27 protein-coding genes are annotated in these 26,220 nt (G+C 59.4%); 11 read left to right on the forward strand and 16 right to left on the reverse strand.

Features of this window, described 5'->3' with window-relative positions; genetic code table 11:
• From UN63_RS07330 to UN63_RS07400, 15 genes are all read right to left on the reverse strand, one after another.
• Positions 1-528: flagellar protein FlhE (locus UN63_RS07330; RefSeq protein ID WP_181068200.1), on the reverse strand; the 528-nt coding region annotated here is incomplete at its 3' end.
• A gap of 50 nt (positions 529-578) precedes the next feature.
• Positions 579-2,657: a flagellar biosynthesis protein FlhA gene (gene flhA, locus UN63_RS07335; protein ID WP_104486126.1), complete on the reverse strand. Its 2,079-nt coding sequence runs from the start codon at positions 2,655-2,657 to the stop codon at positions 579-581.
• Positions 2,654-3,817, reverse strand: a complete 1,164-nt coding sequence (gene flhB / locus UN63_RS07340) for a flagellar biosynthesis protein FlhB (protein ID WP_104486127.1) — start codon at positions 3,815-3,817, stop codon at positions 2,654-2,656. Before flhB ends, flhA begins: the two co-directional genes overlap by 4 nt.
• A gap of 263 nt (positions 3,818-4,080) precedes the next feature.
• The gene (cheY, locus tag UN63_RS07345; RefSeq protein ID WP_104486128.1) at positions 4,081-4,470 is read right to left on the reverse strand and encodes a chemotaxis response regulator CheY; all 390 of its coding nucleotides are present in this window, start codon (positions 4,468-4,470) and stop codon (positions 4,081-4,083) included.
• A 1-nt stretch (position 4,471) separates the two neighbouring features.
• Positions 4,472-6,595: a chemotaxis protein CheA gene (gene cheA, locus UN63_RS07350; RefSeq protein WP_104486129.1), complete on the reverse strand. Its 2,124-nt coding sequence runs from the start codon at positions 6,593-6,595 to the stop codon at positions 4,472-4,474.
• A gap of 110 nt (positions 6,596-6,705) precedes the next feature.
• Positions 6,706-7,572: a flagellar motor protein MotB gene (gene motB, locus UN63_RS07355; RefSeq protein ID WP_104486130.1), complete on the reverse strand. Its 867-nt coding sequence runs from the start codon at positions 7,570-7,572 to the stop codon at positions 6,706-6,708.
• Positions 7,569-8,438, reverse strand: a complete 870-nt coding sequence (gene motA / locus UN63_RS07360) for a flagellar motor stator protein MotA (RefSeq protein WP_104486131.1) — start codon at positions 8,436-8,438, stop codon at positions 7,569-7,571. The genes motB and motA overlap by 4 nt, the downstream gene beginning before the upstream one ends.
• A 96-nt stretch (positions 8,439-8,534) precedes the next feature.
• Complete coding sequence (flhC, locus tag UN63_RS07365; RefSeq protein ID WP_104486132.1) at positions 8,535-9,092, reverse strand: flagellar transcriptional regulator FlhC; 558 nt, start codon at positions 9,090-9,092, stop codon at positions 8,535-8,537.
• Positions 9,093-9,105: 13 nt separating this feature from the next.
• Positions 9,106-9,405 carry a flagellar transcriptional regulator FlhD gene (flhD, locus tag UN63_RS07370; protein WP_104486133.1) on the reverse strand — a complete coding sequence of 100 codons (300 nt, stop codon included), beginning with the start codon at positions 9,403-9,405 and terminating at the stop codon, positions 9,106-9,108.
• A gap of 375 nt (positions 9,406-9,780) precedes the next feature.
• The gene (locus UN63_RS07375; protein WP_104486134.1) at positions 9,781-10,065 is read right to left on the reverse strand and encodes an EscU/YscU/HrcU family type III secretion system export apparatus switch protein; all 285 of its coding nucleotides are present in this window, start codon (positions 10,063-10,065) and stop codon (positions 9,781-9,783) included.
• Positions 10,058-10,969, reverse strand: coding sequence for a flagellar hook-length control protein FliK (gene fliK / locus UN63_RS07380; protein WP_104486135.1), 912 nt, complete (start codon positions 10,967-10,969; stop codon positions 10,058-10,060). Before fliK ends, UN63_RS07375 begins: the two co-directional genes overlap by 8 nt.
• A gap of 34 nt (positions 10,970-11,003) precedes the next feature.
• On the reverse strand, positions 11,004-11,369 hold the full coding sequence (locus tag UN63_RS07385; protein ID WP_181068201.1) for a flagellar protein FliT: 366 nt from the start codon (positions 11,367-11,369) through the stop codon (positions 11,004-11,006).
• A 1-nt stretch (position 11,370) separates the two neighbouring features.
• Positions 11,371-11,790, reverse strand: a complete 420-nt coding sequence (gene fliS / locus UN63_RS07390; RefSeq protein WP_104486137.1) for a flagellar export chaperone FliS — start codon at positions 11,788-11,790, stop codon at positions 11,371-11,373.
• Positions 11,791-11,854: 64 nt separating this feature from the next.
• Positions 11,855-13,204: a flagellar filament capping protein FliD gene (gene fliD / locus UN63_RS07395; RefSeq protein ID WP_104486138.1), complete on the reverse strand. Its 1,350-nt coding sequence runs from the start codon at positions 13,202-13,204 to the stop codon at positions 11,855-11,857.
• Positions 13,205-13,308: 104 nt separating this feature from the next.
• Entirely contained in the window at positions 13,309-15,024 is a 1,716-nt protein-coding gene (locus UN63_RS07400; RefSeq protein ID WP_104486139.1) for an HD domain-containing phosphohydrolase, read from the reverse strand.
• A 240-nt stretch (positions 15,025-15,264) separates the two neighbouring features.
• On the opposite strand from UN63_RS07400, the gene UN63_RS07405 reads away from it, so the two are divergent.
• Complete coding sequence (locus tag UN63_RS07405; protein ID WP_104486140.1) at positions 15,265-16,503, forward strand: FliC/FljB family flagellin; 1,239 nt, start codon at positions 15,265-15,267, stop codon at positions 16,501-16,503.
• Positions 16,504-16,628: 125 nt separating this feature from the next.
• On the opposite strand, the gene fliE is transcribed toward UN63_RS07405, so the two are convergent.
• Complete coding sequence (fliE, locus tag UN63_RS07415; protein ID WP_104486141.1) at positions 16,629-16,967, reverse strand: flagellar hook-basal body complex protein FliE; 339 nt, start codon at positions 16,965-16,967, stop codon at positions 16,629-16,631.
• A 255-nt stretch (positions 16,968-17,222) separates the two neighbouring features.
• Between fliE and fliF the strand changes: the two genes are divergently transcribed.
• The 10 genes from fliF (at position 17,223) to fliO (ending at position 26,219) form a co-directional block, all read left to right on the forward strand.
• Positions 17,223-18,923, forward strand: coding sequence for a flagellar basal-body MS-ring/collar protein FliF (gene fliF, locus UN63_RS07420; RefSeq protein ID WP_104486142.1), 1,701 nt, complete (start codon positions 17,223-17,225; stop codon positions 18,921-18,923).
• Positions 18,916-19,926, forward strand: coding sequence for a flagellar motor switch protein FliG (gene fliG, locus UN63_RS07425; RefSeq protein ID WP_104486143.1), 1,011 nt, complete (start codon positions 18,916-18,918; stop codon positions 19,924-19,926). The genes fliF and fliG overlap by 8 nt, the downstream gene beginning before the upstream one ends.
• Entirely contained in the window at positions 19,919-20,683 is a 765-nt protein-coding gene (gene fliH, locus UN63_RS07430) for a flagellar assembly protein FliH (RefSeq protein WP_104486144.1), read from the forward strand. The genes fliG and fliH overlap by 8 nt, the downstream gene beginning before the upstream one ends.
• Positions 20,684-20,730: 47 nt before the next feature.
• On the forward strand, positions 20,731-22,071 hold the full coding sequence (gene fliI / locus UN63_RS07435; protein ID WP_181068206.1) for a flagellar protein export ATPase FliI: 1,341 nt from the start codon (positions 20,731-20,733) through the stop codon (positions 22,069-22,071).
• A complete protein-coding gene (gene fliJ / locus UN63_RS07440; protein ID WP_219821088.1) occupies positions 22,068-22,547 on the forward strand; it encodes a flagellar export protein FliJ in 480 nt (159 codons plus the stop codon). The genes fliI and fliJ overlap by 4 nt, the downstream gene beginning before the upstream one ends.
• Entirely contained in the window at positions 22,547-23,632 is a 1,086-nt protein-coding gene (locus UN63_RS07445) for a flagellar hook-length control protein FliK (RefSeq protein ID WP_104486147.1), read from the forward strand. The genes fliJ and UN63_RS07445 overlap by 1 nt, the downstream gene beginning before the upstream one ends.
• 128 nt (positions 23,633-23,760) lie before the next feature.
• On the forward strand, positions 23,761-24,243 hold the full coding sequence (gene fliL, locus UN63_RS07450) for a flagellar basal body-associated protein FliL (RefSeq protein WP_104486148.1): 483 nt from the start codon (positions 23,761-23,763) through the stop codon (positions 24,241-24,243).
• A 20-nt stretch (positions 24,244-24,263) separates the two neighbouring features.
• A complete protein-coding gene (gene fliM, locus UN63_RS07455) occupies positions 24,264-25,319 on the forward strand; it encodes a flagellar motor switch protein FliM (protein WP_104486149.1) in 1,056 nt (351 codons plus the stop codon).
• Complete coding sequence (fliN, locus tag UN63_RS17405) at positions 25,312-25,794, forward strand: flagellar motor switch protein FliN (RefSeq protein WP_104486150.1); 483 nt, start codon at positions 25,312-25,314, stop codon at positions 25,792-25,794. The genes fliM and fliN overlap by 8 nt, the downstream gene beginning before the upstream one ends.
• Positions 25,791-26,219 carry a flagellar biosynthetic protein FliO gene (fliO, locus tag UN63_RS07465; RefSeq protein WP_104486151.1) on the forward strand — a complete coding sequence of 143 codons (429 nt, stop codon included), beginning with the start codon at positions 25,791-25,793 and terminating at the stop codon, positions 26,217-26,219. The genes fliN and fliO overlap by 4 nt, the downstream gene beginning before the upstream one ends.
• Position 26,220 lies beyond the last annotated feature (1 nt).

Genomic DNA, 26,220 nt, shown 5'->3' on the forward strand with positions numbered 1-26,220 from the left:
TGTTACCTCGAGGCTGCCCCCATGCCGGGAAACATGACGGTCGTGCCTTTCCTTATCTGTGAGCCATCCCATTATCGGCAGCCATCCCGATTGTGTAATCTCTAAACAGGCCCGATTTATTACCGGTCTATTTCCCTGATAGCCCCCATCATAAGTAATTGACGATCGAGCTGCAGCCCCTGTCACCCGAACCGCTTGCCGTTCACCCGGACGGCAGTTCAAACGAAACTGCCAGGGCCGGGATACATCCGTCGGCAGGCCGGTTTGGCGACTGCCGCGCTCGCCGGGCAGCACCATGCAGAAGACCCCCTGACACAGCCAGGCCTGCAGCCGGCGTCCCGGCGGCACCTGATAGCGCCAACTCAGGCTCACCAGCCGCCGATCGGCAAGCGTGACCGACTCGGGCACGGCCAGCTCGGCAGACAGGTATTGCCGTCCGGGCACCGCCACTTGCATGGCCGGGGCATTCACGATCCAGCTTCCTGCCGCAGCCCGGATCTCGGCCACCGGAAAAAGTGTCAGCAGCAACAGCCAACCCCTCATCCCCGGGCCCCTGTTCAGGGGGAAGCGCCTGGTCATCAGCTCCCCCCGACCAGGCTGGTCACCCTCAGGGTACGATCATCCGGGATCTCCGCCTGGGACATCACCACCAGATAATTGAGTCGCCGACGCAGAAAGCGCGACATCAAGGCGCGCAGATGATGCTGCACCACCAGCACCGGCGGCTCACCCGCCGCCTCCTGGCGGGCCAGAGCCTGTTCGGTCTGCTCCATCAGAGTCTGGGCCAGGCCCGGCTCCAGGGCACCACCGCCGTTGAGGGCCTGCATCAACACTTGCTCCAGGCCGGCATCCAGCCCCAGCACATGCAGCTCCTGTTGGCCCTGAAACCACTGCTGGGTAATGGTCCGGCCCAGGCCAACACGCACCAGGGCGGTCAGTTCATGGGGATCGGACTGGTTCACCGCATATTCCGCCAGGGTATCGAGTATGGTGCGCATATCGCGGATCGATACATCTTCTTCCAGCAGGCTCTGCAATATTCGCTGCAGCTGGGTCAGGGACACCAGCTTGGGTACCACTTCTTCCACCAGCGTCTTGTTTTCGACCCCCAGCTTGTCGAGCAGCTGCTGAACTTCCTGACGGCCGAGCATCTCGGCCGAGTGACGCTGCAACAGGTGATTGAGGTGGGTGGCCGCCACCGTACTGGCATCCACCACCGTATAACCGTAGATCTGGGCATGTTCCCGCTGGCTGACATCGCTCCACACCGCCGGCAGGCCAAAGGCCGGATCCTGGGTCGGAGTACCCTCCAGCTTGCCGGTCACCTGACCCGGATCGATCGCCAGCCACTGGCCCGGGAAGACCTCGGCGCGACCAATTTCCGCCCCCTTGAGGGTGATAACATAGGTATTGGGGGGCAGTTCCAGGTTGTCGCGAATATGCACCACCGGTGGCAGGAAGCCCATGTCCTGGGCAAATTTCTTGCGCACACTCTTGATGCGGCCAAGCAGCTCGCCCTGCTGGCGTTGATCGACCAAAGGGATCAATCTGTGGCCCACTTCCATGCCCAGGGTATCGACCAGCTGTACATCATCCCAACTGGCTTCCGGCGCTTCCGGCATGAGCAGGGGCGCATTGACCACCTCATCGACGACCTGCTGTTCCCTATTACGTATGATCCACCAGGCCAGCCCTCCCAGCAGGGCGGTAAACAGCAGGAACACCAGGTTGGGCATGCCCGGTACCAGACCCAGCAGGCCCATCACCCCGGCGGCGAGGATCAGCACCTGCGGGTTGACGAACAGCTGGCTTAACATCTGCTGGCCCACATCCTGTTCGGTATTGACCCGGGACACGGTCACGCCGGCGGCGGTAGAGATCACCAGCGCCGGGATCTGCGCCACCAGACCATCACCGATGGCCAGTAACACATAGGTCTCGGCCGCCGTACCAAAACTCATATCATGCTGCATTACGCCGATCATCAGGCCGCCGATGATATTAACCACCATGATCATCAGGCCGGCTACCGCATCGCCACGCACAAACTTGCTGGCGCCGTCCATGGAGCCGTAAAAATCGGCTTCCTGGGAAACCTCGGCACGCCGCCGGCGAGCCTCATCCTCGGCGATCAGACCGGCGTTCAGATCCGCATCTATGGCCATCTGCTTGCCGGGCATGGCATCCAGAGTAAAACGGGCACCCACCTCGGCGATACGCCCGGCCCCCTTGGTGATCACCATAAAGTTGATGATCACCAGGATCATGAACACCACCAGACCCACCGCAAAGTTGCCGCCCACCAGAAACTGGCCGAAGGCCTCAATCACCTTGCCGGCCGAGTCTCCTCCCTGGTGCCCTTCCATCAGCACCACCCGGGTCGAGGCCACGTTCAGCGACAACCGCAGCAGGGTGGTAAACAGCAGCACCGCCGGAAAGGCGGCGAAATCCAGGGGCTTCTGGGTGAACATACTCACCAGCAAAACCATGATGCCCAGCGCAATATTGAAGGTAAAAAACAGATCCAGTGCAAAAGGCGGCAGCGGCAGTATCATCATCGACAGTATCATGATGATCAGCAGAGGGCCGGCCAGCACCTTCAGCTGCTCGCGATTCATTCCCTCAAGGCCCGCCAGGTAGCGACTCAACTCCTTCATTCACTCTCCTGCTGTGGTGGTCTAGTCCGGTGTTCGGACAGTTCTTCAGGTACCGGCAGATCCCGTGGGGTAACAGGCGGCTCGCCCCCTTCCGTCTGCGCCCGCCTGAGCTGGAATGCCCAGGCCATCACCTCCGCCACTGCGGTATACAGCGCCATGGGGATCTCCCGATCCAGATCCACATGATGGTAGAGGGCTCGGGCCAGAGGAGGCGCCTCCAGCAGCGGCACCCTGTGTTCACGACCCAGCTCGCGGATCTTCGCCGCCACCGCCTCGGCGCCCTTGGCCACCACTCTGGGTGCCGCCATCTTGCCGTCTTGATAACGCAGGGCGACCGCATAATGGGTGGGGTTGGTGATGATCACATCGGCCTCGGGCACCTTGCTCATCATTCGATTGCGGGCCATGGCCTGCTGTTGCGAACGGATCCGCGCCTTGATATGGGGATCGCCGTCAGATTCCTTGTGCTCGCGCTTGATCTCTTCCTTGCTCATGCGCAGCTTTTTGGCATGGCTCCACAACTGATAAGGTACATCGATCAGCACCACCACGATCAGGGTCAGTACCATGAGGCCACAGGCCTGGGCCGCCAGCATCAGGGCATTGGCCGTCGCCTGCTGGATGGATTGCTGCATCAGCGCCATCAGCTCACCGCGCTTGGACATAAGGAACAGCACCGCCACGCTGCCAACCAGCAACGACTTGGCAATCGCCTTGACCAGCTCCGCCAATGCCTGGCTGGAAAAGATGCGTTTCAGTCCCTTGAGCGGATTCAGCTTGGAAAATTTCGGTGTGAGCGACTTGACCGAAAACAGCCAGCCGCCCAGCAGGATAGGTGCCGCCAGCGCCAGCACCGTTAGCAGCAGGAACAGCGGCAACAACACCAGCAAGGTTCGCCGGCCCAGCTCGAAAGCATGGCTGAGCATGGCCATGGCATCGAACGCTTGGCGGCGTTCAAACAGGAAAGAGCGTTCCATCACCAGCCCCAGCTGGTCGTACAGGGCTCCGCCCATGGCCCACAAGCCCATAACGCCCCCGAGCAGCAACAGAAAGGTCGCCAGCTCCCGGGAACGGGCAATCTGGCCATCTTCCCGCGCTTTTTCCAGGCGTTGGGGCGTCGCGGCTTCGGTTTTTTCCTGATCGCTGCTGTCGTCGGACATGATATCGGGGTCAATTCAGGCTGGCGGTAATCAAATGGCCGCCATTGTCGGAAAAGCAGGGAGGGAGCAATACGCAGAACAAGGCCGGGAATCATGCCTTATTCCCGATTCGCTCACCCAACCGGGGATACTGTAGTGGTCAACTGTCCGATACGTCGGAGCAGCGCATCTGTGCTCTCGGACGCAGTAGCCAGCTGTTCATCGTCACCCATTCTCATCTCTCCATGGCGGGAGTGATTATCACCTATGTCGGTATCGATCACTTATTTACCCAACTTCTCGAAGATCTTGTTGAGTTTTGCTTCCAGTGTGGCGGCGCTGAACGGCTTGACCACATACCCGCTGGCGCCGGCCTGAGCTGCGGCAATGATGTTTTCTTTCCTGGCCTCGGCGGTCACCAGCAGTACCGGCAGCTGCTTGAGGCGCTCATCGGCACGGATCTGCTTGAGCATCTCCAGCCCGTCCATATTGGGCATATTCCAATCGGATATAACAAAATCGAAGTCGCCGCTGTTAAGCTTGAGCAATGCGCTGCTACCATCCTCGGCCTCCTCGATATTGTTAAAGCCCAGTTCTTTCAGCAGGCTGCGCAGGATGCGGCGCATGGTAGGGAAATCATCCACCACCAGTATGCTCATCTTCTTGTCGGCCATTTCACTTCCTTAATTTGTTATCACTATCGTGACCGACCGCCTGGGCCAACCCGCCCCGGAAAGGTTCACTGGCTGTTTTTACATGACTCAGACGGTGCATATCCACAATATCCAGGATCAGTGCCATCCTGCCGTCCCCCAATATGGTGGCGGCGGAAATCCCCGGCACCTTGCAATAATTGGTCTCCAGATTCTTGACCACTACCTGTTGCTGACCAAGCAACTCATCGACCAGCAAGGCATATCTCCGGCCTTCGCCCTGAACCACCACCGCAATACAATCGGTTGGCCGGGTCCGGGCATGGTTCACATTCAGCACCTGTCGCACGGCGACCAACGGCAGATATTCCTCCCTCACCTTCAGCAGGCAGGTCTGATCCGCAACCGTATATAAGATACCGGTCGTCGGCTGCAGCGACTCGATCACCGAACTCAATGGCAAGATAAACACCTCGCCGCCGACCTTGATCAGCATGCCCTCGAGGATCGCCAGCGTCAGGGGCAGGACAATACGGGTGCTGGTGCCCTGCCCTGGCCGGGACTGCAGCTCAACATGCCCCCCAATGGCCTGGATATTGCGCTTGACCACATCCATGCCGACCCCCCGGCCGGACACATCACTGATCTGTTCCGCAGTGGAAAAGCCGGGGGCGAAGATCAACTGCCAGACTTCATCATCGCTCATGGTGTCGGACACATTCAGCCCATTGGCTCGCACCCTGGCCAGCAGCTTACTCCGGTTCAGGCCGGCACCATCATCCTTGACCTCAATCAGGATGTTGCCACCCTGCTGACGGGCCGACAGGGTAAGCCGGCCGGTGGCCGGCTTACCCGCCGCAACACGAATATCGGGCCGCTCTATGCCATGATCCAGGCTGTTACGCACCAGGTGGGTCAACGGGTCTATGATGCGTTCGATCAGGCTCTTGTCCAACTCGGTGGATTCGCCCAGGGTGACCAGTTCCACTTCTTTATCCAAGCTCCCGGCCAGATCGCGCACCAGACGCGGAAAACGGCCGAACACGGAACCCATCGGTACCATGCGCACCGACATCACCGCTTTCTGCAAGTCCCGGGCGTTACGCTGCAGCAGGTTCATGCCATTGACCAGGCCGCCGTTTGTCCCGCCATCCAGTTCACTGATTGTCTGCACCAGCATTGAATGGGTGATCATCAGCTCATCCACCAGCTTGATGAGCTGATCAATTTTAGCCACCGGCACCCGCAACGATAAAGCTTCGCCAACGCCTTTCCGCTCCCGAAAATCAAGCTCGGGCACCGTCGGTAATGAGGTTCCGACAGCGGCGGCCTCCCTGGCTGCCGAGGCAACGGACGCGACAGCCTCTGGGCTGACAGCGGACAATGGCAACTCGGGCCTCGGATCCAGAACGCGAATTTTCAGCTGATCGGGCTCAAGAATAAAACACATGACGGCGGCAATATCATCGGCACTGGCCTGGGCGTCGAGTAGCACTTCATGACCATCAGCCAGCTCACGCACCTCGACCAATTCGCCAAACAGGGTCAATTCTTCCAGCAAGAGCCGATAATCCTGGTCGGTCACACCAAGCAAGGTGACCAGCAAGCGACAGGATGACACCTCCTCTTCCGGTTGTGCCATTGGAGCTGTCATCGAAGCGGGTAGCGCGATCGGTTCCGGATCAGCGGCAACAGGCATTTCCAATCTGGCGGTACTGGCCGAAGTTACCGATGTTGCCTCTGGATTATCGAGCTGTACGTCTTGCTCCAGGGCCATTTGCTGCAACATCTGGCAAATACGCTGATAGGTATCCGGATCCGGCTCTTGCCCCTGGCGATAGTCATCCAGTTGATCTTGCAGCATGTCTTTGGCCACCAGAAAGATATCGATGATATCGCGGCGTAATATCAGCACTCCCCGACGACTGCAGTCGAGAAGATTTTCAAGCAGATGAGTGCTGCCCTGCAGAGCAGAAAATCCAAAGGTGCCCGCACCTCCCTTTATCGAATGAGCCGCCCTGAAGATGGCATTCAGCCGCTCCGGATCCGGTTTATCCAGATCCAGCGCCAGCAGCTGCCGTTCCATTTCATCGAGCAGCTCATCCGCTTCTTCAAAAAAAGTGTCGTAGAAATCGCTAAAATCCATCTTCGTTTCCACAGGGGCAATAAGGCAGTGGCTTGTTCCGAGGCCGGGCACCAGAGGGGATGTTATCAACCGGAACCTGGAGGTATGACCGGGTTCAGGCCTGCGGGATGCTAATCACCGAGCGGCATCGACCCACCGGGGCTCTCACTCAGGCCCTGAGTGCGAATGGCATCGACGCTCTCTGCATTGTGAACAATCAGGCTTATCCGGCGATTGGCCGGATCCCCCGGATCCTTGTCATTCAACGGTACCCTGTCTGACATACCCGCCACCCGCAGCAGCTTGTCCGGACTCAGGCCCCCTGCCACCAACTCCCGACGCGAGGCATTGGCCCTGTCGCTGGACAGCTCCCAGTTGCTGTATCCCCGATGGCCACCGACATAGTTCAGACTGTCGGTATGGCCGCTGATACTGAGCTGGTTGGGTAACTCGTTCAGCAACGGCGCCAGGGTGAGCAGCAGCTCGCGCATATAGGGCGCCACCTGCTCACTACCCAGCTCAAACATGGGCCGACGTTCGGTATCCACCAACTGGATACGCAGCCCTTCACGGGTGATATCCATACGCATCTGGCTACGCAGCTCACTCAGGCTCTTGTTAGCCGCGATCACCGCCTCGATCCGTTGTTGCAGCCGGTGCAGGCGACTCCGGCTCTCATCGGGGCGAGGCAGGCTACGCACATCAATACGCATCCGCTCACCCTCCTGATGGATGGGATCCGGTCCACCGCCCGGAATGGCACTGGTGCTGGCTCGGCTTTTGTCGCCTCCTGCCATCGCCACCGACAAAGGGGTCCGGAAGTATTCGGCCACACTCTCCCGTTGACCTTGGGTGGAGGTCGACAATATCCACAACACCAGAAACAGCGCCATCAGCGCGGTCATGAAATCGGCGAAGGCAATCTTCCAGCTGCCGCCATGGTGGTGTTTGACCACCTTCTTGCGGCGAATGATGATGGGACGAGCGTTCTCACTCATGCGCTGCCCGCATCCCTGGCATTACGCACATAATTCTCCAGTTCGATGAAGGAGGGCCGCTCGGCGGTATGCAGCGTCTTGCGGCCAAACTCCACCGCCAGTTGTGGCGCATAGCCATTGAGGCTGGCCAGCAGGGTGACCCGCATGCACTGCAATACTTTCACCGCCTCGGCGACCTGGCGCTCGATACGACCGGCCACCGGAGCAACAAAGCCGTAGCCCAGCAATATGCCGAGGAAGGTACCCACCAGGGCTGACGCTATCATATGCCCCATCACATCCGGAGACGCATCGGCGGCACTCAAGGCCTTGACCACCCCCATCACCGCCGCCACTATGCCAAAGGCAGGCAGGCCATCGGCTACCTTGGTCAGGGCATCCACCGGAATATGGGCTTCATGTTCGAATATCTCTATCTCGTGGAGCATCAATTCATCGAGTTCATGGGGATTCATGCTGCCACTGGCCATCAGCCGCAGATAGTCGGTCAGAAACCCAATCATCATCGGATCCTGGAGGATCCTGGGGTGCTCGGTGAACAGGGCACTGCCCTCGGGATTATCGATATCCTGCTCGATCCCCAGCATACCTTCCCGACGGATCTTGGTCAGCAGCTTGAACTGCAGCGCCATCAGCTCCATATACATTTCTTTATTGTATTTTTTGGTGCGTTTTAGCCTGGAAGCACTGCGCAGGGTGGCTTTTATCGCCTTGCCGTTATTGGCGGCAACAAAGGCGCCCAGGGCTGCGCCACCGATCATCAACAGCTCTAATGGCTGATACAGAGGCCCCAAGTGTCCACCGGCCAGTAAATAACCGCCAAAGACGGAAAGCGTAACAATGATAAATCCCAGGGGTATCAGCACAAACGAACATCCTTAACAATGGTGCGACACAGGCAGTTTCAATGCTGTTATCGGCAGACAGGGCAGTAACTTGAGGACGAACAGGAAAAATCTTGCTCAGCCGAAGCAGGACCGGCCGGCTTCAGTTGCCAGTTTGATCCGCTTGCGGGTCTTGCCCGCCCGGGACGGTGGCTGGCAGATGCCGCAGACAAAGTCCTGACTGGGGGTGTGGGCATGAGCGACAAACTGCAGACCACAGTGGGTACATGCCGACAGCTGAAACATCTCGCTTTCAAAGAAACGTACCAGGGTCCAGGCACGGGTCAGCCCCAGCACCTGTTCCGATCCCTCCAGCTCGAGTTGCTCCAGATAAAGCCGGAATCCCCTGACAAACCCTTCCATCCGCTCACAGCCATGCTGCTCCGTCATCTGCAGGTAGATGTTATAGAAAAGAGAGGCATGAATATTGGGCAGCCAGGTCATGAACCAGTCTGTGGAAAAGGGCAGCAATCCCTTGGGCGGCGATATACCCCGCACTTCCTTGTATAAACGTATCAAGCGCCCGCGGCTCAGGGAGATTTCGGTTTCCAGCACCTGCAGGCGAGCCCCCAGCTCGATCAACTCGATGGCAGTCTGGACCTGCACTACTTCATCGAGCAAACTCTTTTCTGACATCGGATTGGCCCCCTTATACAGACGCCATCAGCAAGGCCAGGTGGGTTTGCGTCAGGCCTTGCTCGCGGGGATTACGCAGCAGCTTTTCCAGTTGTTCGGCATGCTCGAAATTCGGTCGACAGATCAACTGATTCATGCGAGCAAGCCGGCTAAGCTCCCTCGCCGACAGTGACAACAGCAAATCCGCCATCGGCTCGTCCATCTTCAGCCGATACATGGCCATGGCTTTGTCATCATTCAGCAGGCGCTTGACCAGCAGCAGATAAGAAAGGTTTAACTCCTGGATTTCATCCAGGATACTGTTTGTTTCCATCTTTTAACCTAACTCGACACGGAACAATATCCACATCCACGACTTCCCACCGGCCCGAGTATTTTTCATCAGGGTTTGATCTCAATCAAGGACTGTCGCGGAAAAAGGGAGCATACACTACCATTGTGTAGCAAATATTTCCTGAGGTATTAGGTTATTTAACCCTGCTCGATGTTGCTTTCGCTAACAGGACTACAAATAAATGTTCAAAAAGAAAACAAAGAGGAGTTAAAAAACAAACAAAAAGGAAAGTGGTATAACAATTCTGATCAAATATCACTCAACACGCTCGTCCAACATCAAAGGCGTAACCGGTCGTGGTCAGGTAATTTGTAGTCATTCAAACTTCAGCGAGCAAACCCGACTATCGGCGACTTACCCTTCATTATTGGCATAATCCTGTTCCAGTTCCCGGAGCCATAGCAGCAGTTCGGCTATCACCCGATACAGGGGCTGGGGTATCTGTTGATCGAGATCCAGCCCCATCAGCAGGCCGACCAGCTCGGGGGCATCGTGAATGAATATTTGCTGCCGCCTGGCCTCGGCAATAATCTGCTCGGCCAGTTCGCCATAGCCACTGGCCACCACTCGCGGAGCTTGAGTCCCTTCCCCGTAGGCCAGGGCCACCGCCTGCCGCCGCTTGATATCCTCTTCACTCATGGGTTTGCCGCTCGACCGTGCCGATATGCAGGCTCACCTCACGAAAGCCGCAGGCTGCAAGCCGCGGACGTATCCGTTCGAGATCGGCCTGCAGCCGAGCCGTGATAATTTCGGCCTCGGGCGCCAGGGTAATGGCCAATCGCTCCCCCTGCAACCACACACTTATCCGTATCTCGCCGAAATCACCATGCTGCAAGGTCAGTTCACTGCGCCAGCCCTGCCCCTCCGCTTCATCTTGCGGCTCTGCACCCGACTCCGGTCGATAACCGGTTTCGGGAGGCTGGATCAGCAACGCCATCAGGCACCCTGGCCAGGCCTGGCTCTCCCAGCGCAGGGTCGGCGTCACCAGCAACTCCAGTTGATGACGAACCAGCGCCTGCAACCCCTCATCCAGGGTGGCGCCTTCATCCATGCTGGTATTGTCCGCCAAATCCATAGCCTCTTGCCGCATCTGTGGTTCCTGTTCCAGCCGAGCACGCGGCCATTCGCCGCGAAACCAGCGGGCCAGATGGGATTCATAAAACAGACCGCTGTCACGAATGCCCAGTTCCAGGCGCTGAGCCAGCTCTGCCGCAGACAAAGGCTGAGCCGCCATCAATGGCAATGGGGGCCGGATCACTCCGGGCAGGGTGGGCTCGCCGTTCAGCAGCCTGGCAATGGTCAGTGCCGCCGGACTGAGATGGGTATGGATGGAGGCGGATAGCCCGGTCGCCGAAGCAGAGATACCGGCGTTGGCCTGGGTGAGCCGGGGATCGAGACGGGAATCACTGTGTAGCGGCCGGAGCGCCTCTGCGGGAGTCAGCGGCCTGACCTCCCGGTTAAGCTCAGATGCCACCGACTGCGGTTCTCGCCGGCCCAGCACCTGATGCAGCAGGGTATCGATAAGCGGGCTGATACCACTCACAATCAGCCCCGATCCTGCTTGCCCGCCCCTGGCATCATGGGGTATTGGAAGAAGAAGAGTAAGCGCGGTTCAGCTGGCGCTGGCGCTGGGACTGGCCAATCAGCCGGCTGAGCTCGGCCTTGCGCTGTGCCAGCCGCTCGCGGATCTCCCGATCCTGAACCAGGATCTGCGCCAACAGCTCAGCCTTGCGAACCACCTGCGCCGGTTCCAGCACAATGCCGGATTCCAGCCGGGTGAGTCGTTCCACCTGGGCGACATAGCTGGACTCTTCATCGATCAGCGAAACCCAGTCTTCGTCCTGCGCCTTGTGCAACATCCTGATCGAGCTGGCCAGCAAGGACTGGTAAGATGCGATGATGTCTTCCTGGGTAGTGGCATTTTCAGTCTGATGGCTGGGCATGTCAGGCTCCTTTGGCTCGTTCGCCAATCTCTCGCCAGGCCGAACCGATGCTTTCCAGCAGGCTGGCGGCTTCATCCAGGCGCTGCTGGTCGTTATGCAGGTTGGCCTGTATCAGGAGTCGGGCGGTATAGTCATAAAGTGACTCCAGCCGCTCGGCCAGTTCACCGCCCTGCTCCGAATCCAGTGCCGCCACCAGGCCATTGTTTACAATATCCAGTACCTTGGAAATAGCCTTTCCTTTCTCGGCGATATTGCCATTCTGCATGTGCAGCCGGGCGGTACGCAGACCGGACTGGGCGCCGTCAAACAGCATCATGATCAGCTGATGCGGGCTGGCTGACATCACATTGCTTTCGATCCCCACCCGCGCATAGGCGCCGGCACCCCTGCCGTAGGCGGCCGCTCCGCGCATTGAATTCATCGTTGTTAACCCCTCTTTATCTATTTCTGTCTAGCGAATGGGTGCAGCCATGCCTGCTGCTTTATTACCCCAACTGGGCATTCATCATCTCGAACTGCTGCGTCAGATAACTGCTGGTTGAATTCATGTTGGCCACCAGGCTGTCCATCTGGGCAAACTGGACACGATAGCGCTCTATGGTGGACTCGATACCCGATTCCAGCCGCTCGTAACGCAGATCCACCCGCTCGATACTGTTCTTCAGGCCACTGGTGGCATTATCCAGACGCCCGTCTTCCGCCAGAAACTGCGACAGGGTCTGGCCCAGCTGCCCGGCCAGGCCGGTTTCGTCGCTGCTGCCGGCAAAGAAGTCGGACAGGGCCGCCATATTGTCATCCAGCAGGGGATCCAGCTTGTCTTCATCCAGTTTCAGCTTGCCGTCCAGTTGCAGGCTGATGCCAATATCGCTCAGCATCTGCAGCTGACCTTCGGCCACCCCGTCGGTGATGGCCGTGCGCAGCTTGCTCTGTACATGACGCAGGGTACTGTCGCCCAGCAACAGGCCGGCAGAGCCGGTGGCGGCGTCAAAGCTGCTCAACTCCGACATACTGCCCTGCAGCGTGTTATAGGCGCTGACAAACCCCTTGACCGCGTCCTTGATCGACGGTGTATCCCGCACCACGCTCAGGCTGCTGGTGCCGGTTTCGGTCAGATCCAGGGTCACCCCCTGAATGGCCTCTTCAACCCGGTTGCTCTGGCTGACAATATTAATGCCGTTCACCGTTAGCGCGGCGTTTTTCGCCGACACTTCGGTATTGGTATCAATGGCTAGTCCGCCCACGGAGCCAAACTTGATTTTGGTAATCTCCGCCTCGGTGCCTGTCTCGGTGGAGGCAAAGACCAGCCGGTAGGGAGTACCGCTGCCGTCATTGATGATAGAGGCACTCACCCCGGCGTTTTTGGCATTGATAGCGTCGCGGATCCCCTCCAGCGAGCTTTCCGCCTGGGTCACATCGACTTCAAGCTCCTCGCTGGGATTGGCATTGCCGAAGGTAAAGGTCAGGGTGCCCGCCCCCAGTTCGGCTGTTTTATCGGCTATGCCGTCCGTCGCCACGCTGTAGGCCTTGGCCAGCGTGGACACCTCAATCTGGTAGCTGCCCACAGTAGCATCGGTGCCGGCCGCTGCCGTGACCGCGGTGCCGGTTACCTTGCTGGTTACGCTGTTATAGAATTTGGCATCGTTCAGCTTGTCCACCGCCACCTGGAACTGGGACAGGCTTCCCTCCAGCTTGCCATAGGCGGAGATCTTCGCCTGATAACTGCCTTTCTGCTGGGTGAGCGGCGTCAGCTTTTGCCGTTCTCCTGCCGCCAGCTGATCGAGCAGCCCGCTCAAGTCCAGGCCCGAGCCGATGCCCAGTGATGAAATGCTCGCCATAATGCCGCCCCCTGCTCATTGCCCTGTATTCTGACGCCCAATCGCCGTGGTCAGCGGCCGAAAAAACGCATTAATTACCGTTAATTCAGATTATCGGCGCCGGCTCAGCCAACTTTAGCCGGCACCACTATAGCCGGCACCACTATTTCCTTAATCGGCCCCAGCATGGCCAGCTCCCGCTTACGCAACACCTGACCCAGTGCGGGTCCGGGAGGTACCGGCTCTGAGGTCAGTTGTACCTGGCTCGGCTGTTTATCGGCATCCAGCCGCTGCACCCAGGCCAGTTCGCCCCCGCCATAACGCACCAGGGCACCGATGGGCCAGCGCCCAAAATGCCGCATATAACGTTTTACCCAGCGCTCGTCGTATTGCTGCGGCTGGCTGAGCAGATAGCGATAAATAACATGGATGGAATAAGCGGATCTGTCTGGCCGGGGCCGGCTCATGGCATCCGTGGTATCGACCACCGCCATCAGACGGGACAACTCGTGCAGCATGTCTCCGGCCATGCCCCTGGGGTAACCACTGCCGTCAAGCCGTTCGTTGGCGCCGCCGACCACGGCACTCAGTACCGCCGGCGCCAGCCATTGACAAGCCGACAGGCGTTCCTGCAGCAGGGTTACGTGCGCCTTGAGTTGTTGATACTGATCGTCAGCCAGGCTGGCCGCACCCAACAGCTCTGCCGGCAGCAGCGCCTTGCCCAGATCATGCACCAGGGCGCTGGCCGCCAGCGCCTTGCGTAACTCGCCGGGGATCTTCCGTACCCCGACGAGGTCCACCAGCCGCACCGCCACACTCAGGCAATGGCGCACCAGCGGTGGCTCATGATCCAGACAGACGGTGGCAAACAGCAGCGCCTCGCGATCCTCATCCAGCAGGCTCAGCAGCAGATCCGCATGGCGCGATAACTGTCGAGAGTCTATCCTGCCGTCCTGCCGTAACTCCAGCTGCAGCAGATCCAGATAGGCGGCCAGCCTGGCCAGCCGGCGGGCCATGGGAGTGGCGTAGTCCCGGGTATGACGCCGCTCAACCGCGGCCAGCGCCGCCTCGTCGGCCTGAAACAGCGTGGACGGCAACAGCGAGCCCTGATCATCTACCGCATTGCGGGCCGCTTCCCGTTCGATCTCACGTACCAGAAACCACAGGCGCCGCTCCCGCTCCGGGGTGCCCGGAGTAAACTCGAAGCCGACGGTAATCACCTGCCGATCATTATCGGCCTGCCGGTGCCGGATCTCGCCCTCGATGGCAAAATGCTGGCCGCCGGGAAAACACAATTCCAGGCTCAGTGGTCCATCACCCAGCATATCGGCCATTCCCGCGACCAGCGAAAACTCGACCCGACAGCCGGCCAGCGACAGATCCTTGAGATCGCCCTGCAGGGCAGGCTCGTCGCCCGCTGGCCTCAGACTCACGCCGACCGCCATGCCGATGCGCAAGCGGGCACGAAAGCTGCTTCGCCGCTGCATCAGCTCCAGCTCCGCCGGATAATCACAATAGCCCTGCAGCCGACCCTCAACCTCCCGACAGTCACGCAGTGTCATCGGCAGGGTACGCAATATCCCGTCCTGATTATGCCCCAGCAGGCGGAACGGCAAGCCCTTTATCAGCTCAAAGGCCAGCTCGCGGATGGCGCTGATATCCAGCAGCAGCGGTTGCCCCGGTTGTTGTTCCACCACCACCACTGGCAGCAGCCGGCTGTCTGCCTGCTCCGGCAGCAGGGAGGCCCCGCCCGGCTGAGTCAGGGTGTCCAGCAGCGATTGAATAGCGGCCCGGTTGACCACAGGAGTAAAGTCGTTATCTGCATGATCCATGGATTTCATCAAGGAGGTGAATACATTCCTGTCTTATCGGCCGGTCTGGCCATGACTTTAGGACTCACCGGCCCGCATGCTACGCCCGGGCCATCCCCGCCGGCCGCAAGCAAAAAAAATGATTCATCACCCTAAAGCTTGCGCGGCCGCGCCCGATATAAGGAGTAACAGCCCGACATACCGGCATAGTCCCGGCCAGGCAGACACAGTTACCCCGGGGCTCGCCCCGCCAAAAGGAAGGACACATCCATGTCAGTCATCAATACCAACATTACCTCGCTGATCGGCCAGCAGAACCTGAACAAATCCCAGAATGCCCTGTCGACCGCCATGGAGCGGCTGTCGTCCGGCCTGCGCATCAACAGCGCCAAGGATGACGCCGCCGGCCAGGCCGTCGCCAACCGCATGTCCAGCCAGATCAAGGGGCTAGCCCAGGCCCAACGCAATGCCAACGACGGTATTTCCATGGCCCAGACCGCCGAAGGCGCACTCAACCAGATCAACGATAACCTGCAGCGGGTGCGGGAATTGACGGTACAGGCCCAGAATGGTACCAATTCCGCTGATGACCTTACCTCGATCCAGGGCGAAATAAATCAACGCCTAGGTGAAATTGATCGCATTTCTAAAGAAACCAACTTCAACGGAACAAAAGTTTTATCAGATACAACTGGGTTAAATATCCAGGTTGGTGCTAACGATGGTGAATCGATCACAGTAAATTTAAATAAAATTGATTCTGACACCCTAAGTTTATCTGGTTTTTCAGTTGAAAAAGCATCACTAAAAACAAGTGCAGCAATCACCCAGCTCACAGATGGCCAAGGAGTGACTATAAGCGTAGATTTGTCAGCGGCGGCGACAACCCTTACGACCCAACTTGGTGAAACTGTCAAGGCTGAGGATCTGACTTATCGTAATATTCTTGATTCTAGCACTGGCGCATCTACGGCTGAGTTTGTTATAGAGTACAAGGGCCAAAACTATGCAGCTATGGACGCAACAGGCGGTGGTAGCGTCGATGTCGTAACTGGCGCTGACCTTGGGGGCACTGTTTCTACTGACGAAAACTTTGCAGTCAAAGTTTCGTACGATAAAGATGGTGTGGTAACCGGCTATACTGAAAATAAAGATGGCAACTTGGTTACCGTGACTACCCCATTTAATACAGCAACAGCCATAGCAACTGCGGCTACATTTGAAGGTGCTGCGACAGCTAATCCTTTGGATAAACTCGACGATGCTTTGAAAACTGTCGATACCTTGCGCTCCGATCTGGGTGCCATACAGAACCGCTTCGAATCGGCCATTACCAACCTGCAGACCAACCAGACCAACCTGACCGCCGCCCGCTCGCGCATCGAAGATGCCGACTATGCGGTGGAAGTGGCCAATATGACCCGGGCCCAGATACTGCAGCAGGCGGGCACCTCGGTGCTGGCCCAGGCCAACCAGGTGCCCCAGGGCGTGCTGTCGCTGCTGGGCTAAAGGCTGGAAGCTGAAAGCTGAAAGCTGAAAGCTGAAAGCTGAAAGCTGAAAGCTGAAAGCTGAAAGCTGAAAGAACAGACTATCGGGTGGGGCTCTGGCCCCACCTTTTTATTACCTTTTATTCCTTACACCGGCATATTCATCACGTCCTTGTAGGCGCTGACCAGGCGGTTTCTGACCTGAACCCCCATCTGGAAGGCGACACTGGCCTTTTGCATATCGACCATCACTTCGTGCAGGGCCACACCGGGGTCGCCGGTCTGAAACGCCATCGCCGTGTTGCCGGCACTTTGCTGCAGTTCATTGATGCGTCCGACCGCCGCCTTCAGCTCACCACTGAAGCTGCCCGGTTCAGTACCCTTGAGCGGCTGCTCATCGGCACTCTTGCCGGCACTCGGGCCGGCAGCCTGGGTGGCCAGGCTTGCCATCTGCTGCAGAGTCGATTCAATCGCTGACACGCTCATGCTAATTACCTTGTGAAAACTTCTCGTGAAAACATGGAGATGCAAGACTAGCAGTCCCGGTCGCTGGCCATATAGTCAATTGACGGCTAAAATGCCGTCTTTTCTGTCCATTGGCCTCTGTGCCACTGCGCATAATGAAATCCTTATATAGTTCAGCCCGAACGGGCGGCCGACACTGACGGATGTAACCATGTCTCCGGCTTTCATGCCTGCATCTTTCCAAGTTAGTCACGCCTTCCTGCCAGAAAGGTGTGCATGAACCAGGACGCCACCACCGCCCCTTCACGTCAGAACACTTCAACACAAGTGACTGGTATCGGTCGGCTGCTTGCCCGTGCGCGCAATAATCCCCTGCTGCCCCTGTTGCTGGCCGCCGCCGCCGTGGCCGCGATTGTCATTGCCCTGTTGCTGTGGGCGAGCAGCCCCGAGTACCGGGTGCTGTTCAGCAACCTGAGCGAAGCCGACGGCGGGCGTATCATCTCCGAACTGGACAAACGGGCCGTGCCCTACCGCTTTAGCGAAGGTGGGCACAGCCTGCTGGTGCCTGGCGATCAGGTGCACCGCCTACGCCTGCACCTGGCCGAACAGGGCCTGCCCCAGAGTGGCAATACCGGCTTCGCGCTGCTGGATGAACAGGCCTTCGGCATCAGTCAGTTCGCCGAGCAGATCAACTTTCAGCGGGCGCTGGAAGGAGAACTGGCCAGCTCTATCGAGTCCCTGGGACCCGTGGCCCGGGCCCGGGTGCATCTGGCCATGGCCAAGTCGTCGGTATTTATCCGGGACCGGGAGCCGGCCAAGGCATCAGTGGTGCTGAATCTGCACCCGGGGCGGGTCCTCGACGAGGGCCAGATCAGCGCCATAGTGCACATGGTATCGGGCAGCGTGCCCGAACTGGCGGCAGACAAAGTCACCCTGGTCGATCAACGTGGCAGCCTGCTGTCGCGTACCGGCAGCAGCCGGGGCGATCTGGACGGCACCCAGCTCAGCTACATAGAGGAAGTGGAGCGCTCTTTCCGCCAGCGTATCGAAAATATTCTGACGCCCATCATGGGCGCCCACAATGTGCGGGCCCAGGTCGCCGCCCAGATCGATTTTTCCAACCGGGAAGAAACCTCGGAGCGTTATTCCCCTAACCAGGGGGGCAGCCCGGCTACCGTGCGCAGCTCCCAGCACAGTGCCTCCTACAACGGCAGCCAGCAGCCGGCTCAAGGGGTTCCCGGAGCATTGAGCAATGTGCCGCCGGGTACTGCCGCCTCGCCCATCGAGCAGCCAACCGATGACAACGGCGCCGGCACCACGCCCTCTGCCGATGCGGTTCAGGCTGCCGCCTTGCAACAACAAAACAATGTCATCAACTACGAGGTGGATCGCAATATCACCCATATACAGTATCGCCAGGGCCACATCAAACGATTAACGGCGGCGGTGGTAGTGAACTACCGGAGCCTGCCCGGCGAGGGCGGAGAGTATATCAAGACCCCGCTCAGCGATACCGAGCTCGAGCACATCACCCGCCTGGCACGCCAGGCCATGGGTTTTTCCGAGATCCGCGGCGACCAGCTGGAAGTGGTCAACAGCCTGTTTATCGAGCAGCAGTCAACGCTGCCGCCCAGAGAATGGTGGGAGTCGCCGTCACTGCAGCGCCTGGCACTGACCTTTGGCCGCTACCTGCTGGTCGGCCTGGCCGCACTGTTGCTGTACCTGCTGCTGCTGCGACCACTGCTGCGCCGCTATGCCCCGCCGCCAGAACCAGCCGGTATTCAGGTGACGGTGGACGATGAGCAGAACGACGAGCCAGGACCGGAGAAGATGGTCGAAGCCACCTATGAAAGGGTACTGCAAAAGCGCAAGACCCACCCCCACGAGCAGCACCTCGCCCTGCTCCGGAAACTGGCCAAGGAAGACCCGCACCTGGTCGCCATGATCATTCGCAGTTGGATACATAAATATGAGTAACGATTTCCTCCTTGATATCAGCGGCGCCCGCCGGGGTGCCATCCTGCTGATGGCGCTGGATGAAGACAGCGCGGTCGACGTGTTCAAGCACTTTTCAGGCCCCGAGGTCCAGTTGCTGACCCAGGAGATGAGCAACCTGAGCAAGCTCACTCAGGAAGAAATGCGCCACATACTGCAGGAGTTCAAACAGGAAGCGGAAGAGTTTTCCGATATCAACCTGCATTCCGACGAACACCTGCACGGCATGCTGAGCAAGGCGCTGGGCAAGGAACGGGCCAGCAGTCTGCTTGAGGATGCGAACGAACACCGGCAGAAAAACACCGGCATCGACGCCCTCAACCTGATGGAGGCCTCGGTGATCGCCGAGCTGATCCGCGATGAACATCCACAGATTATCGCCACCATACTGATCCATCTGGAGCGGGCGCAGGCCTCAGACGTACTCGGGCACTTCAACGACCGGCTGCGCAACGAAGTCGTGCTGCGCATCGCCACCTTTACCGGCGTCCAGCCGGCGGCATTGCAGGAACTCACCGAAGTGCTCGGCGGCATGCTGAACGGCCAGACCCTGAAACGCAGCAAGATGGGCGGCATCAAGACTGCCGCCGAAATCCTCAACCGGATGAGCACCCATCAGGAAAGCGCAGTCATCGAGACTATCCGCGCCCACAACGAAAATCTGGCCCAGAAGATCATCGACGAAATGTTCCTGTTTGAAAACCTGCAGGATCTGGACGATCACAGCATACAGCTCCTGCTCAAGGAGATTAACGCCGACAACCTGATGGTAGCGCTCAAGGGCGCCTCCGAGGGTCTGCTGCTCAAATTCATGAGCAACATGTCCCAGCGGGCCGCCAAGCTGATGCGTGAAGAAATGGATGCCAGAGGCCCGATTCGCCGCTCGCTGGTGGACAGCGAGCAAAAGGCCATCCTGCAGGTGGTCAGGCGCCTGGCAGACAGCGGCGAGATAGTGCTGGGCGGAGGCAACGACAGCTATGTCTAAAACCTTCGAGCCCGATGTTCGTCCGTTCACCACGCAAGTACGGCAAGAGGCCTGGCAACCCTGGCAGATGGGACAGCTGGACCCCGCCAGCTCGGCGCGGCCATCGGCCGAGACACCGGAGCTGCAAGAATCCGCCCGCCAACAAGAACTCGATCAGCAGAGCGAACTGGACACTCTTCGGGAACAGATCCGCCAGCAAGCCCATGAGCAGGGCTACCGGGAAGGCCTGGAAGCCGGTCGTCAGCAGGGCTATGACCAGGGTCTGGAACAGGGTCGGGCCGCCGGCGCCGAGCAGGGGCTGGAGCAGACCCGGCAGGCACTGGCCCCCCTGCTGCCCCTGGCTCAGAACTTCAGCATGGCACTGACCAACCTGGATGATGATATCGCCGAGGCTCTGGTCGAGCTGGCGCTGAATACCGGCCGGCAACTGGCGGCCGATGCCCTCAAAGCCCGGCCGGAGCAGGTGCTGGTGCTGGTGCGTGAATTGTTGCAGGTAGAGCCAACCCTGTCCGGCTCGCCCCGTCTATGGCTGCATCCGGCGGATCTTGAGCTGGTGCAAGCTCAGCTGGGCGCCGAACTGGCCACTGCCGGCTGGCAACTACAGCCCGACGAACAGCTCGGCCGTGGCGGCTGTCGCGTGACCAGCGCCAGCGGCGAGCTGGACGCCAGCTGGGAAAGCCGCTGGCAGGCCATTACCGGCCAACTGCGACACCGTCATGCTCAGGTCGAGCAAGCGGGCACGGAATCGGCGCAATGACCATCAGCACCGCCACCAACGCCCATCAGCGTCGCTGGCTGCTGATCATGAACAAGGTCGGCAGCCGGATTGAGTCCCTGCCCGGTTACCGGGCCAGCGGCCGGATTATCCGCGCCACCGGCATGGTGCTGGAGGCTGTCGGGCTCAGGGTTCCCCTGGGCAGCGCCTGTCGTATCGAGCTGTCGAGCCCGGATGGTTCCCCCCAGGATCGTTTCGCCGAGGCCGAGGTAGTGGGCTTTGCGGGGGAGCGATTGTTCCTGATGCCGCTGGAGGAACTGAGCGGCCTGGCACCGGGAGCCAAGGTATATCCGATGGGGGAAGGCCCGACCAGCGGTGCTCGTCGCTTTCCCCTGGGAGAAGCCCTGTTGGGCCGGGTGCTGGACGGTAATGGCCGGCCCCTGGATGGCAAGGGACCTCTGGATGATGCGCCCCGGGCTCCGCTGGCCACGGCTCCATTCAACCCACTGATGAGGGCGCCTATCGACAGCCAAATCGATGTGGGCATTCGCGCCATCAATGGCCTGCTCAGCGTCGGTCGGGGGCAACGCATGGGACTGTTTGCCGGTTCCGGGGTCGGCAAGTCGGTGTTGCTGGGTATGATGGCCCGCTATACCAGGGCGGATGTGATCGTGGTCGGCCTGATCGGCGAACGGGGTCGGGAAGTACAGGATTTTATCGATAATATTCTGGGTGAAGAAGGCCGCCGCCGCGCCGTGGTGGTCGCCGCCCCCGCAGACACGTCTCCGTTGCAACGGCTGCAGGGCGCTGCCTATGCCACCCGTCTGGCGGAGGGCTTTCGCGATCAGGGCCTTGATGTCTTGCTGATCATGGATTCCCTGACCCGTTATGCCATGGCCCAGCGTGAAATCGCCCTGGCCATCGGTGAGCCCCCGGCCACCAAGGGCTACCCGCCCTCTGTATTTGCCAAGCTGCCCCGCCTGGTGGAACGTGCCGGCAACGGTCCACCCGGCGGCGGTTCGATTACCGCCTTTTATACGGTGCTGACCGAAGGCGACGATCAGCAGGATCCCATTGCCGATTCGGCGCGGGCCATCCTCGATGGCCATATAGTGCTGTCACGGTCGCTGGCCGAAGCCGGCCATTATCCGGCCATTGATATCGAGGCGTCGATCAGCCGGGTAATGAGCGCCATAGTCCCGCCTGATAGGCAACAGCAGGCTCAACAGTTCAAGCAACTGTTCTCCCGCTATCAGCGCAACCGGGATCTGATCAGCGTCGGCGCCTACAGCCCGGGTAAGGATCCCCTGCTCGATCGGGCGGTACAGCTCAACCCCCGGCTGGAAAGTTTTCTGCAACAGCATATTCATGAACACGCGGATCTCGATGCCACGCAACAGGCCTTGGCAACACTATTTGGAACTCAATGATGACAACTGCCAGCCCCCTGCACACCCTGATAGAACTGACCCGGGAAGCCAGAGACAAGGCCGGTCAGCTGCTGGCCAGCGAACGGCGTAGCGAAACCCAGCTGACCACCCAGCTGCAGACCCTCAATCACTACCGGCTGGAATATGCCGGACGCCTGCAGCAGCTGCTGTCCACCGGCATAGATCCGGCGACCCTGCACAATTATCAGCAATTTCTCGGCTCGCTGGACGCCTCCATCACCCGAGCCCGCCAGGCTATCGATCAGCAGCAGCAGAGAGTCAGCGCCGGTCAGCAGCACTGGCAGCAGCAACAACAACGCCTGTCTTCCTATAGCACCCTGACCCAGCGCCGAACAGCCGCGCTTCAGCGCCAGACCCAGCGTCAGGAGTTGCGTCAGAGCGATGAGCTGACCACCAATGCCCTGGCACGCCAGGGCGTGAATGGGCTGCACGAACATGAGACACAGGAGCGCTAATGGAGATCTGCGCCCTGATCAACACAGGCACATCCGCCATGCCCACGCCGGCGAAATCCCGCCAGGCGGCGCCCGAGAAAGCGTTTTCCCACCAGCTGGCCCGGCACGAAAAGCCCACCGCGCACAAAGCGGAAGGCAGTCGGCCCGGTTTGAAAAAACCAGAGCCCGAGCCGCCTGAAACCGTCTCGGATCCTGTCCTGGCTGCCAGCCAGCTCCCGCCCCAGGATAACGGCCTGCTACTGGCGATGGCCTTGCCCGGCGGCTTCAGCCCGGCGCCTGTGCCTGTGCCGACCACAGCAACCCCGGAGGCAGCACCGGAGATCACCGGCCTGCCACCGGCGCTGGTGGATATTCACCAGCGCCTGGCACTGATTGACCAGGCCGGCAGGCAGACCAGTATCCCGGTCGAGCCCTGGCCGCCGACCGAGGGGGGAAAACCGACGCTATTTGCTTTCGCTCCCCTGACAGGAGCCGGTCCGGAGGCGACAATGCAGGCCGGCAACCCGCTGCCGGAACCGGAGACGACAGCGCAGGCCGGTGACCTGCTGCCGGGACCTGAGACCATCATGAATACAGTCCAGGGCATTGCTCCGGGGATTGCCGACCGAGGGTTATTGCCGGCGAATGGCACACAGCTCAGCCCGGCACCGGGCATGGTGAGCCTGGCCGCTCCGGTCGCCAGTCAGGCCTGGCAGCAACAGCTTGGCCAGCAACTGATCGGGCTGGCGTTGCGTTCCGATCAAAGCATGGAGCTGCATCTTAACCCGGCTGAACTGGGGCCCTTGCTGGTCAGCCTGAAGCTGACCGAACAGGACGCCCAGGTACAGTTTTTATCCGCTCATGGCCCTGTGCGTCAGGCGGTAGAGCAGGCCATTCCCCAGCTGCGCGAGGCGCTGGCCGAACAGGGTATCAGCCTGGGTGAAACCTCGGTCGGGGAACAAGGGCAGTCATTTGCCCGTGAACAGCCCTCCCCGCCCCCCATGACCACCGAGCCCCAGTCGGAAGAAAATCTGGAACAAGCCGTCGAGCATAGTCAGGCAATCCGTCCCGTGCTCCTGGATGGCCGGGTGGATCTGTATGCCTGAACAGCCCAATCGGGGAAGATAAGCCGACCTGGCCCTACTTTCCGGTCAACGGTCATGCTGCTTTTCCGGTATACTCCCGAACCGCACGGACACCATAACTCACAGACAGTAAGACAAAAGGTAACAAAATGGCGAATGCCAAAGGCAACAGCAAGATGAAGTGGCTTATGGCGATAATGATGCTGGTCATGGTGGCGGTGACCGGTGTCAATGGCTACTTTCTGCTGGAAAACATGAACAACAAGGCAAGCAATGTCGAAACAGCAGAGCAGGAGGATGTTCAGCCTGCCCCCGAGCCCATTTTTGTCAAGATAGACCCCTTCACTGTGAATCTGCAGGACGATCGCTATGGCCCACGCCTGCTCTACATCGGCCTGACCCTGAAGGTGGGCAACAGTAAAACGGAAACCGTGCTGGCCAGCCACATGCCCCAGATTCGTAATCGGTTATTGCTGTTGCTGTCCGGGCAACAGGCCGATGAAGTCACCTCTACCGGCGGCAAGGAACTGCTGGCTGCCCGTATCCTCGAGCGGCTGCGTGCCCCCATGACCAACGCCCAGCCGGAGTTACTCATTGATGATGTGCTCTTTACCGAATTTATTGTCCAGTAACCGGTTAATGTTATTGCATCATGTCTAAAGACGAACTGTTGTCACAACAAGAAATCGACACCCTGCTCAATGGTGTCTTTGATGAAGAAGAGCATGCTGTCATCCAGCAGTCGCCGCGGGCGCGCCTGTTTGATCCCGCCACCCAACACAGGATTATTCGTGAACGCCTGCATGCCCTGGATGTCATCAATGAACGCTTCGCCAGGCAGTTTCGAATGGGTCTTTTTAACCTGATACGGCGCAGCGCCGATATTACCGTGGAATCGGTACGCCACCAGAGTTACAGCGATTTTGCCCGCAATGTGCCGGTGCCGACCAATATCAACCTGATAACCATGAAGCCCCTAAGGGGTACGGCTCTGGTGGTCTTTCCTCCCGGCCTGATCTTTATGGTGGTGGATAACCTGTTTGGCGGGGATGGCCGTTTTATTAGCCAGTCCGACGGGCGCGACTTCACCAATACGGAACAGCGTATCATCAGGCGTATCCTCAACCTGGCCATCGACGCCTATCAGGATGCCTGGAAAGCCGTCTATCCCCTGGAGATCGGCTATCTACGCTCGGAAATGCAGACCAAGTTCGCCAATATCACCAACACTCAGGCCGACATAGTGGTCAACACCAGCTTCCATATGGAAGTCGGCAACCTGTCCAATGATTTTCAGATTTGCATCCCTTATTCAATGCTGGAGCCGCTGCGTGACCAGCTCAGCAAACTCAAGGCCGAGAACAGCACTGCCAGTAACGGTGACGGTATGTGGACCCGACGCATGGCCGGAGAAATCAAGCAGTCCGAAGTCGAGCTGGTGGCGAATTTTGTCACCCTGCCTTCTCGCCTTGCTCAAGTGATGACACTCAAGGTCGGCGACGTGCTGCCCATGGAGCTGCCCGACTCAGTGCTCGCCGGTGTTGACGGTGTGCCTGTGCTGGAGTGTGAATTCGGCAGCGAGAACGAGCAACGGGCTCTGCGGGTGACCCGTATCATAGATCATACCGCCCACGCTGCCGATAACGCCGACAATTTTGTCAGGAACCTGTTACCGAAAGATCCGCTGAAGGAAACCAATCATGACTGATCATACCCCCTCCGAGCAGGGCACGGCCGACGATGAATGGGCCATGGCCATGGCTGAGCAGCAAGGCCAGGAATCGGCCTCACAGGAAGCCCCCAGAACCAGGGCTCTGGCCGAGCAGCTTCAGGGTGGTGAAAACAGTCCCTCGGGGGGGGTCCGCCCTGCCGGCAAGAGCGTGTTCAAGCCGCTGAAAAACAATGCCAATAGCGAGACGCCCCGAGAGCTGGAAATGATCCTGGATATTCCGGTCAAGCTCACCGTCGAACTGGGCCGCACCCGACTCACCATCAAGCAGCTGCTTGAGCTGGCCCAGGGCTCGGTCATCGAACTCGATGGGCTGGCCGGGGAGCCCATGGATATACTGATCAACGGCTACCTGATCGCCCAGGGCGAAGTGGTGGTGATGGATGACAAGTACGGGATCCGTATTACCGAGATCGTCACCCCTTCCGAGCGGGTGCAAAAGCTGAACCGATGAACGACACTTCCCTCCCCCTTGCCGGCACCGGCGGCGATGCCTTGCTGGGCATGGCTGCTCTGGGTAAAACCGCCGCCGTGCTGGCGCTGATCATCATGCTGATCCTGCTGTGCGGCTACCTGTTCAGGCGCCTGGGTAGAGCGGGTACGGGGATTGGGCCAAACATGAAGGTCATTGCCAGTACCGCCCTCGGTAACCGGGAACGGATTGTGGTGGTCGAACTGGAGGACACCTGGCTGATACTGGGCGTGGGCGGCGGTCAGGTCAACAAGCTGCATGAAATGCCGGCACAGCGGCGATCATCTGCAGAGCATGCCGGGCCTGACGTTGAGCCGGGCTTTGCCAGCCGTTTTGCCCTGGCCCTGAAACAGCAGGCCGGAGCGCGTACTGGCAGGGGACGCGCCGCGCCCCGCGACGGATCCTGAA

The organism is Oceanisphaera arctica (genome assembly GCF_002936955.1).
Taxonomy (GTDB): Bacteria; Pseudomonadota; Gammaproteobacteria; order Enterobacterales; family Aeromonadaceae; genus Oceanimonas; species Oceanimonas arctica.